The organism is Rohdeia mirabilis (assembly GCA_007750655.1).
GTDB lineage: Bacteria > Planctomycetota > UBA1135 > UBA1135.
In genome coordinates, this window is record CP036290.1 from 2,455,654 (window position 1) to 2,471,320 (window position 15,667).

Below are 15,667 nucleotides of genomic sequence, written 5' to 3' on the forward strand. Positions count from 1 at the left end.
CCGGGGTCAGTTCAGGGCGCCGACCTGCAGGATCGGCTGGATGATCGAGAGGACGATGAAACCGACCACGACGGCGAGCGCCACGATCATGATCGGCTCGAGGACGGAGAGGACTCGCTCGGAGACCACTTCGACCTCTTCGTCGTACGCGTCGGCGATACGGTCGAGCATGGTCTCGAGCTCACCCGACTGCTCACCGACAGCGACCATGTAGCCCACGACCGCCGGGAATGCCCGCGACTGCTGGAGCGGCGTGGCGATGTCGGTGCCTTCGAGAATACGGTCGCGGATCATCTCCGTGGCGTCCGCGATCACGCGGTTGCCGACCACCTTGGTGGTGATCTCGAGGGCCTGGACGGCGGCGACTCCGGAGGAGAGCAGCGTGGAGAGGGTGCGCGTGAAGCGGGAGACGGCGCGCTTGCGCAGCAGTTCGCCGAAGATGGGGGCGCTGAGGAGAGCCCGGTCGATCCGCAGGCGGCCCTTCCGGGTGCGGTAGACGCGCCCCATCAAGGTCGTGATCAGGAGGATCGCGATGGGCACGACCCACCAGTAGTTCTGTGCCCACTCGCTCAGGGTCATCAGGGTCCGGGTCGTGGCCGGGAGCTCCTGCCCCGAATCGAGCAGCATGGCCGTGATCTTGGGGACCACGACCGTCATCAGGATGCCCACCACGATGACGCCGAGGCCCAGCATCATCAGCGGGTAGGTGAGGGCCGAGACGACCTTGCGCTGCATCGCCCGCTGGGACTGCAGGAAGTCGGCCAGGCGCGTCAGCACGATGTCCACCTGACCGGTGGCCTCGCCCGCGCGCACCATGTTCACGTAGAGCTCGCTGAACAGCTCGGGGTGGGTCGCCAGTGCGTCGGCCAGGGACGAGCCCTGGGTGATGCTCTCACGCAGCTCGCGGAACAGGGTCTCGGTCCGCTTGCTCTCCGCTTGGTCGATGATCGCCTTCAGCGACTCGGTCAACGGAATGCCCGCGCCCAGCAGCGTGCCCAGCTGGCGAGTGATGGCCGAGACGAGCTCGGCGTCGCGGCCGACCGCGCCGTTCTGCGTCGAGCGGCGGTACTCGAGATAACGGTGGTAGAAGTTCGGTCCGCGCGCCTCTTCCTTCGCTTTCGACGAGCCGGCCTTGGCCTTCGCAGCTCCCTTCTTCTTGGGGCCACGGCGACCGGACTCGCGGATCTGGCTGACGAGCAGCTTCTCACGGCGCAGCCGAATGCGGGCGTCCTTCGCGGAGTCGGCGTCGATGACGCCCGACTTCGTTCCGCCGCCCTCGGCGTAGGCCTTGTACTCGTAGATCGGCATCGGTCGTGGATGGAGCGGAGCGTTCGGTGGTTCGAAGGGCCCGGTGGACTACTCGCCCGAGAGCGTGATGTCGGACTGGGTGACGCGCAGGATCTCGTCGGGCGTCGTCTTGCGCTCGAGGACCTTCTTCACGCCGTCCATGCGCAGGGTCAGCATGCCGCGCTTGATCGCGCTCGACTGCATGACGCTGGCCGTGGCGCCTTCCATGATCTGCGTGCGCAGGACCTCGTCGACGGGCAGGAACTCGTAGATCGCCGTCCGCCCGGAATACCCGGTGTGGTAGCAGTCGTCGCAACCGGCGCCGACCGAGATCTGACCGTCGAGCTGGTCCGGCGTGATGCCGATCTTCGTCAGCTTCGCGTGCCACTCGGGCGTGATGTCGGTCTGCGTGCGGCACGACTTGCAGATCGTCCGCACCAGTCGCTGGGCGATCACCAGGACGAGCGACGAGGAGACGAGGTAGGCCTCGACGCCCTGGTCCACCATCCGCGCGATCGTGCTGGCCGCGTCGTTCGTGTGCACGGTGGAGAAAACCAGGTGACCCGTGAGCGCCGCCCGGATGGCGACCTCGGCGGTCTCGAGATCTCGAATCTCACCGACCATCATCACGTCCGGGTCCTGACGCAGGAACGAGCGCAGTCCCGACGCGAACGTCAGGCCCTTCTTGGTCGCGACCTGCACCTGGCTGATGCCGGGCAGCGAGTACTCGACCGGATCCTCGATCGTGAGGACGTTCTTCTGGGTCGTGTCGATCTGCGTGAGGCCGGCGTAGAGCGTCGTCGTCTTGCCCGAACCCGTGGGGCCCGTGACGAGGATGATCCCCGACGTGTAGGCGCAGAACTCCTCGAGCATCTTGCGATTGCCGGGGTCCAGGCCGATCTCCTCGAGCGTGTACAGCTTCGACGTCTTGTCGAGGAGTCGCATCACGATGCGCTCGCCGTCGGAGGTCGGCACCGTGCTGATACGCACGTCGACCTCGCCCTCGCCCAGTCGGATCGACGCGCGACCGTCCTGGGGCAGACGCCGTTCGGCGATGTCCATCTTGCCCATCACCTTCACGCGGCTCACGATCGCTTCGTGCGCCTTGCGGGGGATGGAGTCCATGTCGTAGAGGATGCCGTCGATGCGCAGGCGAACCTGGGTGCGCTCGGGGAACGGGTGGAAGTGGATGTCCGAGGCCCGCATCTTCAGAGCCTGGAACATGATCGTGTTCACCAGCTTGATGATGGGCGCCTTGTTGGACACGTCGAGGACGTCCTCGACGTCCTCGATCTGCTTCGCCATCCCGGCGATGTCCGCGTCCTCCTCGACGTCGGCGAGCGCCTCGTCGACACCGTCCGCCTTGTGGCGGTAGGCCCGGGCGATCGCCGTGTTGATCGCCTGTCCGGGCACCAGGACCGGCTCCACCTCGACGCCGAGCATCGCCGACAGTTCGTCGAGCGGGTTCGGGTCGAGCGGGTTGCACGTGGCGACGCGCAGCACGTCGTCCGGGCCCGTCTCGATCGCGATCAGGCTGTAGTTGCGCGAGAACTGGACCGGCACCTCGTTGACGAAGCTGCTGGGCGGGCGCACGTCCTCGAGGCTCTCGAGGTACTCGTAGCCGAGCATGCCCGCGTAGGCCTCGAGCACCTTCTCTTCCGAGAGGTACTGCTTCGCGATGATGACACGGTCGAGCGACTCGCCCGTCGTAGCCGCGGCTCGGCGGCATTCTTCGAGGCGTTCGCGAGAGAGTCCGCGTTCGACGAGGAGATCGGCGACGTTCGTCATACAGATGGTCGGCTCAGGTTCCGGTGGGGGCGCGGTCGAGCGCGATCGATCAGGAGTTCGAGATCTCGACACCGACGGCGTCGGTGTCGTCCTCACTGTCCGCGTCCGGCGTCAGGAGCGCGTCCCGCTCGTCGGGCGTGATGCCGATGTCCTGCATGTTGGTCTCGCCACCCGGAGCCGAACGCCAGAGCGGGATGCTGAAGGCCTCGAGCTCCTCGCTGTCCTCGCTGGCGCCGAAGTCCGGATCGATGATCCGCAGGCGGTCGGCGCCGATGACGTCGGCCGCGCGCATCTGGATCCCGTGCGAGTACTCGGCCAGATCGGCGAAGTCCTTGTCCTGGAGGATGTGCGGAGTGACGAAGAAGTACAGCGTGCGACGGTCCTGGGTGTCCGCGTCGCGGCGGAACAGGGCACCGATGATGGGCAGCTCGCCGAGCCACGGCGTCGCGCGCCGCGTCAGGGAGGAGTTGTCGGTGATGACGCCGCCGATGACCATCGTGTCGCCGTCGGGGACGTTGACCGTGGTCTTGAGGTTGCGCGTCACCCGCTGGGGCGGGATCGCGGTGCCGGACGACGGGCCGATGAAGTTCGAGACCTCGAGCTCGACGTTCAGGCGCAGGTAGCGCGAGGCCGAGATCGACGGGGAGATCTTCAGATTGATGCCCGCCTCCTCGTAACCGGCGAAGTTCTCCTGGGTCTGGTTGCCGGCTCCACCGGTCGTGATCTGCGTGAAGGGCACCTCGTCGAGGATGCCGATCTCGGCTTCACCGTTGTTGTTGACCAGGATCGAAGGGACCGACAGCACGTTCGAGTCGGTGCGCTCCTGGATCATGCGCAGCAGGAACGGCAGGGAGAAGTTGTCCCCGTCGATGATGCCCGCGGTGATGCCCGTGGCCTGGTTCGGCACGCGGGTGTCGAAGACCCCGTCGTTGTCCAGGTCCTGCAGGGTCGACAGTCCGAAGTTCGTGACGCCGAAGCCGCCGGTGCCGGCGCCGGTGGGCAGGTCGGCCAGGCCGAGTTCGATGCCGATGTCGACGAAGTTGTTGCTGGCCAGCTCGACCAGCGCGGTCTCGATCAACACCTGGTCCTGACGGCGGTCCAGCGTGCGGATCAGTTCGACGACCTCGGCGTAGCGCGTCTTGTTGGCCGCGATGATGAGGCTGTTCGAGATGCGCTCGGGCACCACGACGACGTCTTCCGAGTTGTTCTGGGCCTGGCGGTTCTGGCCGCCCGTGGCGCCCGGCAGGGCCGTGACGCTGCGCGCGTCGTCCAGGAAGTTCTCGAGCGTCTGGGCCATGTCCTGGGCCGCGACGTTCTCGAGCTGGTAGATGTGGTAGTTGCGCTCGGGCTCGAGCACCTCGGTGTCGAGACGGGCGATCAGGTCCTTGATGCGCGCCATGTCGTCCGGCATGGCCATGACGACCAGCGAGTTCGTGCGCGCCTCCACCAGGATCTTGGCGATGACGTTGTTGCGCGCGCGCGGCTGCGCCTGTTCACCGGCGTCCGCACGGGCCGCCTCCTCGAGCTGTTGGCTGGCTTGCAGCAACTCCTCGACGATCGTCTGGACGTCGGAAGCGGCGGCCTCCTGGAGTGGAATGCGGTCGAAGATCGGTGGCGCCGGTTCTTCGATCGCCGAACTCTCGTCGATCAGGTAGAGCAGCTGCGCCAACTCGTACACGTTGCTGCCGAAGCCCGTGAGGATCAGGCTGTGGATGCCCGCGGGCAGCATGTTCTGGTTCGTGTTCGTCCCGGCCAGGGCGCGGAGCGAGTTCGCCAGCGCGCGCGCGTCCGAGTTCGGCAGCGTGAGCACGGTCGTGATCAGCGTCGCCGGGCGGTCGGCCCAGTCGGACAGGTCGTCGGGCAGGACGTAGGTCGCCTTGCTCGAGATGCTGTTCTGCGCGCCGCGTCCCTGGGCCAGGCTCTGGATGACGATCACGGTGAGCGGCGGAGGTCCGACCTCGACGCACGCGAACTCGTTGATGAACATCACGATCTGGAAGAACGAGTAGAACTCGTCCTTGGGGATGCGCTTCGTCCCGTACATCCGCACGGTCTGTTGCTTCAGCACCGCCACCGTGTCCTTCGTCACGACGAAGTTGAGACCGGTCGCGCGCTCGCAGTTCTTGACGAAGTCGAGCAGCGTGAGGCCGGTGTTCTCGTCTTCCGAGAAGTTGACGATGTAGAAGTCACCGTCCCGGGCGATCGGAGCCGGCTCGTCCGCCGCGGCGCCGCCGGCGCCAGCTCGGTTCGGGTTCTGAGCCTGCGCGCTCCCGGCGAGGGAGCCCGCGACGACCGCGGTCGCGAGCAGCGCGGCGCCGGCGCGGGCGAGGCTGGCACCGAGGCGAAGGGCGGTGCGGCCGAGCGGCGTCAGAGACAGTCGGAGGATCATGGGCTCGTGCGGGAGGGATGAGTGGTGGGTCGATCGACCCCGAGTGTTCGCGGTGTTCCCCGGTGACGGGTGACGACCTCGGACTCGCAGGAAGGGACGCCGGAGCGTTCCTCCCCGAGGCCGGGTCCGGGCCGTGGGGCGCGGAGGATCGGGGGCTCGTGAGGGGTCGTCGCCAGGGCAGGACGCCGGCGGGGGCATCATCTTCCTGGGGAGGAAGGGGGGAGACGTCGGCCCCAGGGGCCGTGCAGCGGGCAAGGCTACCGCCCGTCGGCCCGCCTCCGATCACCCGGAGTCGAGTCTTCCCGTCGCTGGAGGCGCGGCCGGTCGAGAAACTCCAAGGCCGGACCGGGTAGGGACCTGGATCGGGCCGAGCGGTCGCGACGCACGGCCACCGTGGGTCCGCGCGCCGCCGCGCGATCCCCCACGTCGCCCGCGTCCGCTCGAGCGACCCTTCGACCCGTTCCACCTGCCCGCGTCGAGCGCGCGTCCCGCTGCCGGTCCGGTCCGCGGCGAACGGCATCCCGCTCGCGGGGAGCCGCCGCGAACCCGGGTCCCGGGCCGAAAGCGCTGGTAGCCTGGCCGCTCCCTCCCCGTCTTCCCCCCTGGATGTCCGATTCCCCGCCCCCGGCCAGCAGCGCGCTGCTGGCCAAGATCCAGGAGCTCATGCTGCCGTTGCTCCTCGGAGTGGTGGCGGCGTTGCTCGTCGCGAACCTCTTCCCGGAGACCTACGCGGCGATCTTGCACCTGACTCCGTTCGGGCACGGCGTGGAGCTGCACGGACACCCCGTCGATCTCAAGTTCCTGATCGACGACGTGTTCATGGTCCTGTTCTTCGGGATCGCGGCCAAGGAGATCGCTCACTCGGCTCTTCCGGGGGGCAGTCTCAACCCGCCGTCGAAGGCGCTGACGCCTCTCCTGGCCACGGTGGGCGGCGTGCTCGTGCCGGTGATCGTCTACTTCGGCGCCGGCTACGCCCTCTACCGATTCGGGGCGTTCGACGAGCTGATGCGGATCTACGCCATCGAGCGCGCGCCGGGAGCCCTGGACCCGTCCTTCGGAGTGATCGCGATCGGGTGGGGCATCCCGACGGCGACCGACATCGCCTTGGCCTGGCTCGTGGCGCGCCAGGTGTTCGGACGCGGGCGCGCGCCGGTCAAGTTCCTGCTGCTGCTCGCCGTGGGGGACGACGCGATCGGCCTGGTCATCATCGCCGTGGTCTATCCGGACCCCGCCCTGCCGGTCCAGCCGCTGTGGCTGGCGCTGGTCGCGGCGGCGGCTCTCGTCAGCTGGTGGCTGCGCCGACGCGGCGTGCGGCGCTGGTGGCTGTACGTCCTTCTGGGCGGTCCACTGGCCTGGATCGGCTTGTTCAACGCGCACGTCCATCCCGCTCTGGCTCTGTGCGCCGTCGTTCCGTTCCTGCCCGGACCTTCGCCGCGCGCGCTGGCCGACGAGGACGATCCGGTGGAGCAGCTGGTGGGGGATCCACACCGCCACTCGCCGCTCGACGACTTCGAGCACACGCTCAAGCCGTTCGTGGACTTCGGTCTCTTCTTCTTCGCCTTCGCGAACGCCGGGGTCCAGATGTCGAGTTTCGGATGGCTGAGCATCCTGATCGCCGGCTCCCTGATCGGGGGCAAGATCATCGGCGTCCCGCTCTTCGTCTTCGGTGCGCGCCTCATGGGCCTGCGCCTTCCCGACGGCATGGGCCTGCGCGAAGTGGTGCTCGCCGGGTACGTCGCGGGTCTGGGGCTCACGGTGGCGCTCTTCGTGGCGACCCAGGCCTACCCCGTGCGGATCTTCGGACCCGAGCTCCAGGGTGAGGCCAAGATGGGTGCGCTCCTGACGCTGGTCGTCGGAATGACGGCGATCCCCTTGGCGCGCGCCATCGGGGTCCGCAAGCTGTCGGCGGACGGAACGCACACCGCGACTTCCACCACCGATGCCGCGCGAGCGGACGGGCCCGCCGTCGTGGAAGGGTCCAAGACCTGACCATGCTGACACGCTTCACCGATCTGCTCTCGGACGACGACGTGGTGCTTCCGCTCGTCGCGAAGGACAAGTGGGACGCGATCGAGGTCCTGCTCCGGCACATCGATGCCGCGGGGCACGTCCCCGCGGGACAGCTCGGGGCCTACCGCGAGGCCGTTCTGGCGCGCGAGCGCTCGATGTCCACCGGCATGGAGCGCGGCATAGCGATCCCGCACGCCGCGGTGGACGGGCTCGATCGGTTGGTCGGAGCCTTCGGCGTGGTGAAGTCGAGCACCGGGCTCGCGTTCGACGCCATCGACGCCCAGCCCACCACGATGGTGGTGCTGCTGCTCGTGCCGCGGAACCAGAAGCTCCAGCACATCAGTACGCTGGCCGACATCGCGCGCCTGTTGTCGCGCGAAGAGGTGCGCGACGCGATCGTCGAGTGCGCCGAGCCCGCCGGGGTGTGGCGCGTTCTCGCGAGCGCCGAGAACGGCGACTGACCGAACGCCGAGCGCGTGCGACGTCTTGGGGGCTCGTCCGCGTGGGTCGTCCGCGTGGGCCGCGTCCGGGTGAGGTCGTTCGCGCGTTCGGAGCTCAGACCCAGTCGGCGAGACGCAGGTCGAGCGCGGCTTCGATCTGCTCCGCGCAGGCGCGGTAGTCGAGCAGCGAGCCGCCGACCGGATCGGCCACGTCCGACCCGCGCGGGTCGAGGAGCGCGACCCGTTCGGCCAGCCGCGGAGGCAGGGCGCCGACGATGGCTTGCACGTGGCTGCGCGTGAGTCCGTAGATCTCGTCGAACGTGGACAGGGCCTCGGGGGCGGCGTGCGTCGACCCATGCCGCGAGAGATCGAGTCCGCGCTCGGACATGGTGGTGACCGCGTGGGCAGAGGCCGGTGCTCCGGGCGCCGCGAACACGCCGAAGCTCGCGACCGCGAAACCGAGTTCGCCGAGGTCGCCTGCGGCACCGATGCCGAGAGCGCGGCGCAGCTTGTCCGCGGCCAGCGTCTCGGCCATGGGGCTGCGGCACGTGTTCCCGGTGCACACGAACGCGATGCGTCGGCCGGCGGTGCGCACCAGCTCGACGCGGGAGAGGAGGCCTTCGCGCAGCACCTCGAATCGCCCCGTTCCGATCGCCAGGACCGTCGACGCTTCGCCGGAGCGCGCCGTTCCACCGTCGCCCAGGCCCGCGAGCTCGGCGCCGAACTCCGCAGCCACCGACGCGGCGTCGAGCAGCGGCGCTGCGCCGGACCGGTTCGCGCTGCTGACGACCACGGGGAACGGGCACGCGGCGAGCAGCGCGCGCGCGCCGCCGTGGGCCGGGACGCGCACGCCGCTGCCCGCTGCGCTCGCGAGCGGCTCGAGGCCCTCCGGGGCACCGTCCAGGACCATGGTCAACGGACCCGGCCAGTAGCGCGCGGCCAGTCGCCTGGCGCGGGCCGTGAACCCCGACCAGTCCGCCAGCGCGCCCGCATCGGGTACGTGCCAGGTCAAGGCGCGCTGCTGCGCCGACCCCTTCGTCGCGAGGAGTCGCTTCACCGCGGCCTCGTCGTCCGCGCGCACCGCGAGGCCGTAGACCGTCTCGGTCGGGATGCCGACGACTCCGCCCGTGGCCAACGCGGTCACGAGTGCGCGGACCACATCCGGATCGATCGGTCCGGTGTCGGGGAGGGGGACGGGCTCGATGGCGTCGGGCATGGGGGCTGCCGGGCAGTGACTTCGAGTGAGCGCGGTCGTCGGCGCGAACGACTTCGATGACGACGACGTCGGTCCCAGATCCTCGGTACCTCGGTCCAGGAGCCCGCGAACCGAAGGTGCGCCGCCGTGGACGCGTAGACTACGCTCTCGGCAGCGTCCGTGAGGCGCGACGCGACCATGGTCACCGCCAGCGAGAACGACGAACGCAGCGGCGCCGAGCGCCCTCCGGAGCCCGACCCCGAGCGGGAGCGCCTCAAGTTCCTGGCGCGACTGGCGGGCGGTCTGGCCCACGAGATCAAGAACCCGCTCTCGACCATGTCGATCAACCTGACCCTGCTCGAGGAGGACCTCGATCGCGCGGCGGCCACGGGCGGCGCTCCGGCGGGGCCGCGCGAGGCACGCATCTCCAAGCGCGTGACCACGCTCAAGCGCGAGGTCGAGCGTCTCGAGGGGATCGTGCGCGAGTTCCTCGCGTTCGCGCGCCGGAGCGAGGTCAACCGCTCGCCGCTCGACCTCGGTCACCTGGTTCAGGACACGGCCGACTTCGTTGAGCCCGAGAACGACTCCGCCGGAATCCGTCAGCACGTCGACATCGAGCCCGGCTTGCCGCTCGTGCTCGTCGATGCCGGCCAGATCCGGCAGGCGCTCATGAACCTGTTCGTCAACGCGCGCGAAGCGATGCCGGACGGCGGCGAACTGTTGGTGCGGGTCCAGCGCGTCGGGAAGGACGCGATCGTCTCCGTCACGGACACAGGAGTCGGCATGTCGCCCGAGCAGATGGAGCGCTGCTTCGACGTCTACTGGTCGAACAAGAAGGGGGGGACGGGTCTCGGACTCGCCACCACGCGGCACATCGTCGAGGACCATGGCGGGCGGATGCGCGTGGTCTCCGAGCCTGGGCGCGGGACGTCGTTCGACTTCACGCTCCCACTCGCCGTCGAGTTGACGCGCGGTGCGGAGTCGTCTTCTTCGGCGTCCAGCACAGGACAGGCGTGAGTGACGCAGCGACGGAACCCGTCCTCGGTGCCGTGCTCGTGGTCGACGACGACCAGGGGCACGCCGAGGCTCTGGCCGAGGGACTCGAGATGGACGGCTACCAGTGCACGCTCGCGCACGACGGGCGGACGGCCATCGAGACGATGGGCAGCCGCGCGTTCGACGCGATCCTGACCGACCTGGTGATGAAGGGGGTCGACGGCCTCGAGGTGCTCGAGCACGCCGCCCGCCTTCAGCCGGAGGCCGCCGTCCTGCTCGTCACCGGCCACGGATCGGTGGAGACCGCCGTCGACGCGATGCGGCGCGGCGCGTCGGACTACATCGAGAAGCCGGTGCGGCTGTCGGAGCTGCGGACGCGCCTCGAGCGCGCGCTCGAGACGCGCCGGCTGCGGCGCGACAACCGCGAGCTGCGCGCCCAGTTGGACGAGCGCTACGGCCTCGAGGGACTCGTCGGAAACTCGCCCGCGATGAAGCGCGTGTTCGACGTGCTCAAGCAGGTCAGTCCGACCACGGCCACCGTCCTGGTCCTGGGCGAGAGCGGAACGGGCAAGGAGCTGGTGGCGCGCGCCATCCACAACAACAGCCCGCGCAAGGACCGCCGCTTCGTCGCCATGAACTGCGCCGCACTCAGCGAGGGACTGATCGAGAGCGAGCTGTTCGGTCACGTGAAGGGCGCCTTCACGGGAGCCTTCGCTGCGAGCGAGGGCCGCATGGTCTACGCCGACGGCGGCACGCTCTTCCTCGACGAGGTGGGGGACATGCCGCTCGACACCCAGGCCAAGCTCCTGCGCGCGCTCGAACTGCGCGAGGTGCAGCCGGTGGGCGGCAACCAGGTCAAGAAGGTCGACATCCGCCTCGTGGCGGCCACGAACCAGAGACTCGAGGAGCGCGTGAAGGCCGGCAAGTTCCGCGAGGACCTGCTCTACCGCCTCAAGGTCGTCACCCTCGACCTGCCGCCCCTGCGCGAACGGGCCGGCGACATCCCGCTGCTCGTCGACCACTTCCTGGTCGAGCTGACCAAGGCACACGGGCGCGAGATCCGCGGCATCACTCCCAAGGCCCGTGCGGTGCTGATGGGTTACGGCTGGCCGGGAAACGTGCGGGAGCTGCGCAACGCGGTCGAGAACATGGTGCTCCTGGCGCGCAGCGACGTCATCGACGTGGACGACGTGCCCGAGCCGATCCGCTCGGCGCCGCGGACGCCGGCCGGTGGCGGGACCGAATCCCTGGCGGGGCGCTCGCTGAAGGAGGTCGAGCGCGAGCTGATCGAGGCGAATCTGGCGTTCGCCGAAGGCAACCGGCAGAAGGCCGCCGGGATCCTGGGGATCGGGGAGCGGACCCTCTACCGCAAGATCCGCGAGTACGGCCTCTGAGAGTGCTGGTCCCGCTCGTTGGTGACGATTCTCGGCCTCTGCGGGCCGCCAGCGAGGTTCTGCGGACCGTTCCGAGGATGGGGCGGCACGGAGTCGGGCTCGAATCGGGCTCGACGCGCGCCAGGGCTCCTGGACGAGGAATTTCTTCACCAGCGAGCGAGGCCAGCACCGGTTCTGCCGACTTGGCAGCGGCTCGGACGGTGTCCGGAGCGCCCTGCCAGATTGGCACGCGGCCTACGCGCGACGCCGCGCGTGCCGCCCGATGAGCCTGGTGGCACGGACTTTGAGAAGAGGCACGGACCACCGGCGGCCCCTCCTGGACCGCCCACCACCTCGCGAATCAGCAATGAGCAAGAAAGGCAAGATCATCGGCATCGACCTCGGCACCACCAACTCGGTCGTGGCCGTGATGGAGGGCGGCGAGCCCCAGGTCATCACCAACCTCGAGGGCGGTCGCACGACGCCGTCGGTCGTGGGCTTCCAGAACGACGGCGGTCGACTCGTCGGCGCGCCGGCGAAGCGTCAGGCGGTCACGAACCCGACGCGCACGATCTTCAGCATCAAGCGCTTCATGGGCCGTCGCCACTCCGAGGTGGCCGAGGAGGAGAAGCTCGTGCCCTACGCCCTGACCGGTGGCTCGGAGGAGCTCGTCAAGGTCAAGATCGACGACAAGGAGCTCAGTCCGCCGGAGATCAGCGCGATGGTGCTGTCGGCCCTCAAGGAAGCGGCCGAGAGCTACCTGGGTGAGAAGGTCGAGCGCGCGGTCATCACCGTACCCGCCTACTTCAACGACTCCCAGCGCCAGGCGACCAAGGACGCCGGAACGATTGCCGGCCTCGAGGTCGAGCGCATCATCAACGAGCCGACGGCCGCGACCCTGGCCTACGGCATGGACCAGAAGAAGTCCGGCAAGGTCGCGATCTACGACCTGGGCGGCGGCACGTTCGACGTCTCGATCCTCGACATCGGCGAGGAGGGCGTCTTCGAGGTCTTGGCCACGAACGGGGACACGCACCTGGGTGGCGACGACTTCGACGAGACCCTGATCAACCACGTCGCGGACCAGTTCAAGAAGGACTCGGGCATCGACATCCGCAACGACGCCATGGCTCTGCAGCGCCTCAAGGAGGCCTGCGAGAAGGCGAAGTGCGAGCTGTCGTCGACCAACTCGACGGACATCAACCTGCCGTTCATCACGATGGACGCCACGGGTCCCAAGCACTTGACCCAGACCCTCAGCCGCTCGAAGTTCGAGCAACTGGTGGCTCCGCTGGTCGAGCGCACCAAGGGTCCCTGCACCAAGGCCCTGGCCGATGCGGGCCTCAAGCCCGGTGACATCGACGAGGTCATCCTGGTCGGTGGCTCCACGCGCATCCCGGCGATCCAGGCGCTCGTCAAGGAACTCTTCGGCAAGGAGCCGAACCGCAGCGTGAACCCCGACGAGGTCGTCGCACTCGGCGCCGCCATCCAGGGTGGCATCCTCGCCGGTGAGGTCTCCGACGTGCTGCTGCTCGACGTCACGCCTCTGAGCCTCGGGATCGAGACCTACGGCGGTGTCTGCACCAAGCTCATCGAGCGCAACACGACGATCCCGACCTCCAAGACCCAGGTCTTCTCGACGGCGTCCGACAACCAGCCGCAGGTGGACATCCACGTGCTGCAGGGCGAGCGCGAGTTCGCGAACGACAACCGCACGCTCGGTCGCTTCGCCCTCGACGGGATCGCAGCTGCACCGCGCGGCGTGCCGCAGATCGAGGTGACCTTCGACATCGACGCCAACGGCATCCTGTCGGTCAAGGCGGTGGACAAGGGCACCGGCAAGGAGCAGACCATCAAGATCGAGTCCTCCTCCGGCCTGTCCGAGGAAGAGGTCGAGCGGATGCGCGCCGACGCCGAAGCCAACGCGGAAGGCGACAAGAAGCGCCGCGAACTGGTCGATCTGAAGAACCAGGTCGAGCAGGCCGTGCACGCGACCGACAAGCAGCTCGAGGAGCACGGCGACAAGCTGGACGCCGCCGACAAGGCGGCCATCGAGACCGCGAAGGTGGCCCTGACCAAGGCCGCCGAGGGCGACGACAAGGCCGCCATCGAGAAGGCCATGGCGGACTTCCAGGCCAAGGCGCAGAAGCTCGGCGAGGCGGTCTACGCCCAGGCCCAGTCCGAAGAGGCTGCGCAGAAGGGGGCCGGCGCCGACGCGTCGGGCGCCAACTCGGGCAGCGAGAGCGACGAGCCGGTCGACGCCGACTTCGAAGTCAAGAGCTGAGCGAGCCCCCGGCGGCGGACACGCTTCCCGTGCACACCGTCAAGACGGTGTACGCGAGGAGTGGCCGCTCCGGATGCCGAGCGAGCCACTGCCGAGAGGCTGTGCGAGGGGCGCGGACCGCAGGGTTCGCGCCCCACGCGCGTTTCGACGGACACCGTCGTGACTCCCGTGCGGCGAGCGCTCGGACGTGTCTCGCACTGTCGTGGACGGGCTGGTCGAGCCGGTAGAGTGGGGGCGATGGAGCGCGCAGGAACGCAACCGACCCGACGACCGCCTCGGCGACAGCTCCTGTCCCAGGTCGCGCGCCTGCGTCCGCTGTTCGCGTGCGCGCTGGCCCTGGGCCTGTGCGCGGCCTGCGACGACGGGGGGAGCGCCCTTGGCGGCGGAGCCGATGCCGCCCGCCATGGGCCTCGACGGGTGCTCGTGGTCGTGGTCGACACGTTGCGGGCCGACTTCCTGGCCGCACCCGACGGGAGCGCCCGGACGACGGACGCTCCGCGATTCTTCGAACGCTTCGCCGCCCGAGCGCTCGACTTCACCCACGCGCGCGCCGCGTCGTCGTGGACCGCGCCCTCGACCGCGACCATCTTCACCGGCCTCGTCCCGGTCCAACACGGCGTGCGTCGCGGTCGCATGGCGGCCCTGGCGGGCAGCGACGGCACGCTCGAGGTGGACCGCATCCCGCGCGCGATCGACACGCTGCCGATGCTGGCGGCCGACGCGGGCTACGCGACCTTCGGTGTCGCTGCCAACCCGAACCTGTCGGTCGAGCAGGGCTTCGCGCGCGGCTTCGACCACTTCGAGAACACCAGCGCGACGACGCTCGAAGCGGCGGGTCTCATCGATCGGCTGCTCGACTGGCGCACGGAGCTCGAGAGCGCGCCGCAGGCCTTCGTGTACCTGCACTTCATGGACCCGCACGGTCCGTACCACCTGCGCGAGGAGTTCCTGCGGCCGCACGAACAGCTCGCGCCAGCGACGCGCGCCGCGCTCGACGCGTACCTTGCGAGCGAAGAGGGAGCCAGCCACCTGCTCGAAGGTCGTGTGCCCTCGTTCACGGCGACCCTCGTCACGCGCGAGACGGGTCTCTCGCGCGCGCAGGCCCTCGAGGTCCTGCGCGCCTGCTACCGCAGCGAGATCGCCTACCTCGAGCAGCAGCTCGACCGGCTGTGGCGCGAACTCGGGATCGACGACGAGTGGTTCGTGGCCCTGACCGCCGACCACGGCGAGGAGTTCGGCGAGCACGGTGCAGTGGGGCACCCGTACGAGCTGTACGACGAGCTCCTGCGCGTGCCGCTGCTCGTCGCTCCGCACGCGGACGGTTGGGACGAGGTTCCGCGGGAGGACGCGCGTCCGGCCACCCACGCCGATCTCGTGGCGACGCTGCGCGAGGTCCTCGGCGCCGACCCCGACCCGCGCGTGCTCGGCAGCTCCCTGCTCGCGCCCCCTGTTGCGGGACGGCCCTGGTCGGGCGCGCAGTTCGCGTCGCGCACGTCGATGACGGATCCCGGGCGCAAGCGCTCGATCGTCCGCGACGAGGTCAAGCTGGTGGTGGATGCGCGGAACGGCATCGCGCGGCTGTTCGACCTGGTGGCGGATCCGCTGGAGCGGACCAACCTGGCCGCCGAACGACTGGAGCTGTCCGAGGCGCTGTTCGACGAGCTCGAAGCGTTCGAGGCCACGGCGCCGCGCCTCGAACCCGAGCGCTACGTGGGCGATCAGACCGCCGCGGACGCCGAACTGCTGCGTTGGCTCGGCTACCTCCAGGACGGCCCGAAGAGCGACGACTGAGGCCGGTGCTCGAGTGCGGTCGAGAAACCCGATCGAACCGCGGATCGGGCGCTCGCGTCGGCGGTGACCGAGGCTACCTTTCGGGCTAGGCGGAGCGCTCGCGACCGCAGCGAC

9 protein-coding genes and 1 pseudogene are annotated in these 15,667 nt (G+C 69.2%); 6 read left to right on the top strand and 4 right to left on the bottom strand.

What is annotated here, in order from left to right; genetic code table 11:
• Nucleotides 1-6 precede the first annotated feature (6 nt).
• From Pla163_RS09160 to Pla163_RS09170, 3 genes are read right to left on the bottom strand one after another with little or no spacing between them, the layout of a single operon-like run.
• Nucleotides 7-1,308 (bottom strand): type II secretion system F family protein, encoded by a 1,302-nt coding sequence (locus Pla163_RS09160; protein ID WP_145186883.1) that lies wholly within the window; start codon nt 1,306-1,308, stop codon nt 7-9.
• 48 nt (nt 1,309-1,356) lie between these two features.
• Nucleotides 1,357-3,075, bottom strand: a complete 1,719-nt coding sequence (locus tag Pla163_RS09165) for a GspE/PulE family protein (RefSeq protein ID WP_145186886.1) — start codon at nt 3,073-3,075, stop codon at nt 1,357-1,359.
• Nucleotides 3,076-3,124: 49 nt separating this feature from the next.
• Nucleotides 3,125-5,464, bottom strand: coding sequence for a secretin N-terminal domain-containing protein (locus Pla163_RS09170; RefSeq protein ID WP_419186491.1), 2,340 nt, complete (start codon nt 5,462-5,464; stop codon nt 3,125-3,127).
• Between the two features lie 606 nt (nt 5,465-6,070).
• Between Pla163_RS09170 and Pla163_RS09175 the strand changes: the two are divergent.
• Nucleotides 6,071-7,366 (top strand): annotated as a pseudogene (locus tag Pla163_RS09175) (Na+/H+ antiporter NhaA); the annotation flags it as partial.
• Between the two features lie 89 nt (nt 7,367-7,455).
• Nucleotides 7,456-7,935 carry a PTS sugar transporter subunit IIA gene (locus Pla163_RS09180; RefSeq protein ID WP_145186895.1) on the top strand — a complete coding sequence of 160 codons (480 nt, stop codon included), beginning with the start codon at nt 7,456-7,458 and terminating at the stop codon, nt 7,933-7,935.
• 94 nt (nt 7,936-8,029) lie between these two features.
• Here the strand turns inward: Pla163_RS09180 and Pla163_RS09185 are convergent, their stop codons facing one another.
• A complete protein-coding gene (locus Pla163_RS09185) occupies nt 8,030-9,130 on the bottom strand; it encodes an L-threonylcarbamoyladenylate synthase (protein WP_145186898.1) in 1,101 nt (366 codons plus the stop codon).
• 177 nt (nt 9,131-9,307) lie between these two features.
• On the opposite strand from Pla163_RS09185, the gene Pla163_RS09190 reads away from it, so the two are divergent.
• The 4 genes from Pla163_RS09190 (at nt 9,308) to Pla163_RS09205 (ending at nt 15,553) form a co-directional block, all read left to right on the top strand.
• The gene (locus Pla163_RS09190) at nt 9,308-10,126 is read left to right on the top strand and encodes a sensor histidine kinase (protein ID WP_145186901.1); all 819 of its coding nucleotides are present in this window, start codon (nt 9,308-9,310) and stop codon (nt 10,124-10,126) included.
• Nucleotides 10,123-11,499 (top strand): sigma-54-dependent transcriptional regulator, encoded by a 1,377-nt coding sequence (locus Pla163_RS09195; RefSeq protein ID WP_419186492.1) that lies wholly within the window; start codon nt 10,123-10,125, stop codon nt 11,497-11,499. Before Pla163_RS09190 ends, Pla163_RS09195 begins: the two co-directional genes overlap by 4 nt.
• A gap of 346 nt (nt 11,500-11,845) precedes the next feature.
• Nucleotides 11,846-13,762: a molecular chaperone DnaK gene (dnaK, locus tag Pla163_RS09200; protein WP_145186903.1), complete on the top strand. Its 1,917-nt coding sequence runs from the start codon at nt 11,846-11,848 to the stop codon at nt 13,760-13,762.
• A 237-nt stretch (nt 13,763-13,999) separates the two neighbouring features.
• A complete protein-coding gene (locus Pla163_RS09205; RefSeq protein WP_145186906.1) occupies nt 14,000-15,553 on the top strand; it encodes a sulfatase in 1,554 nt (517 codons plus the stop codon).
• Nucleotides 15,554-15,667: the final 114 nt, after the last annotated feature.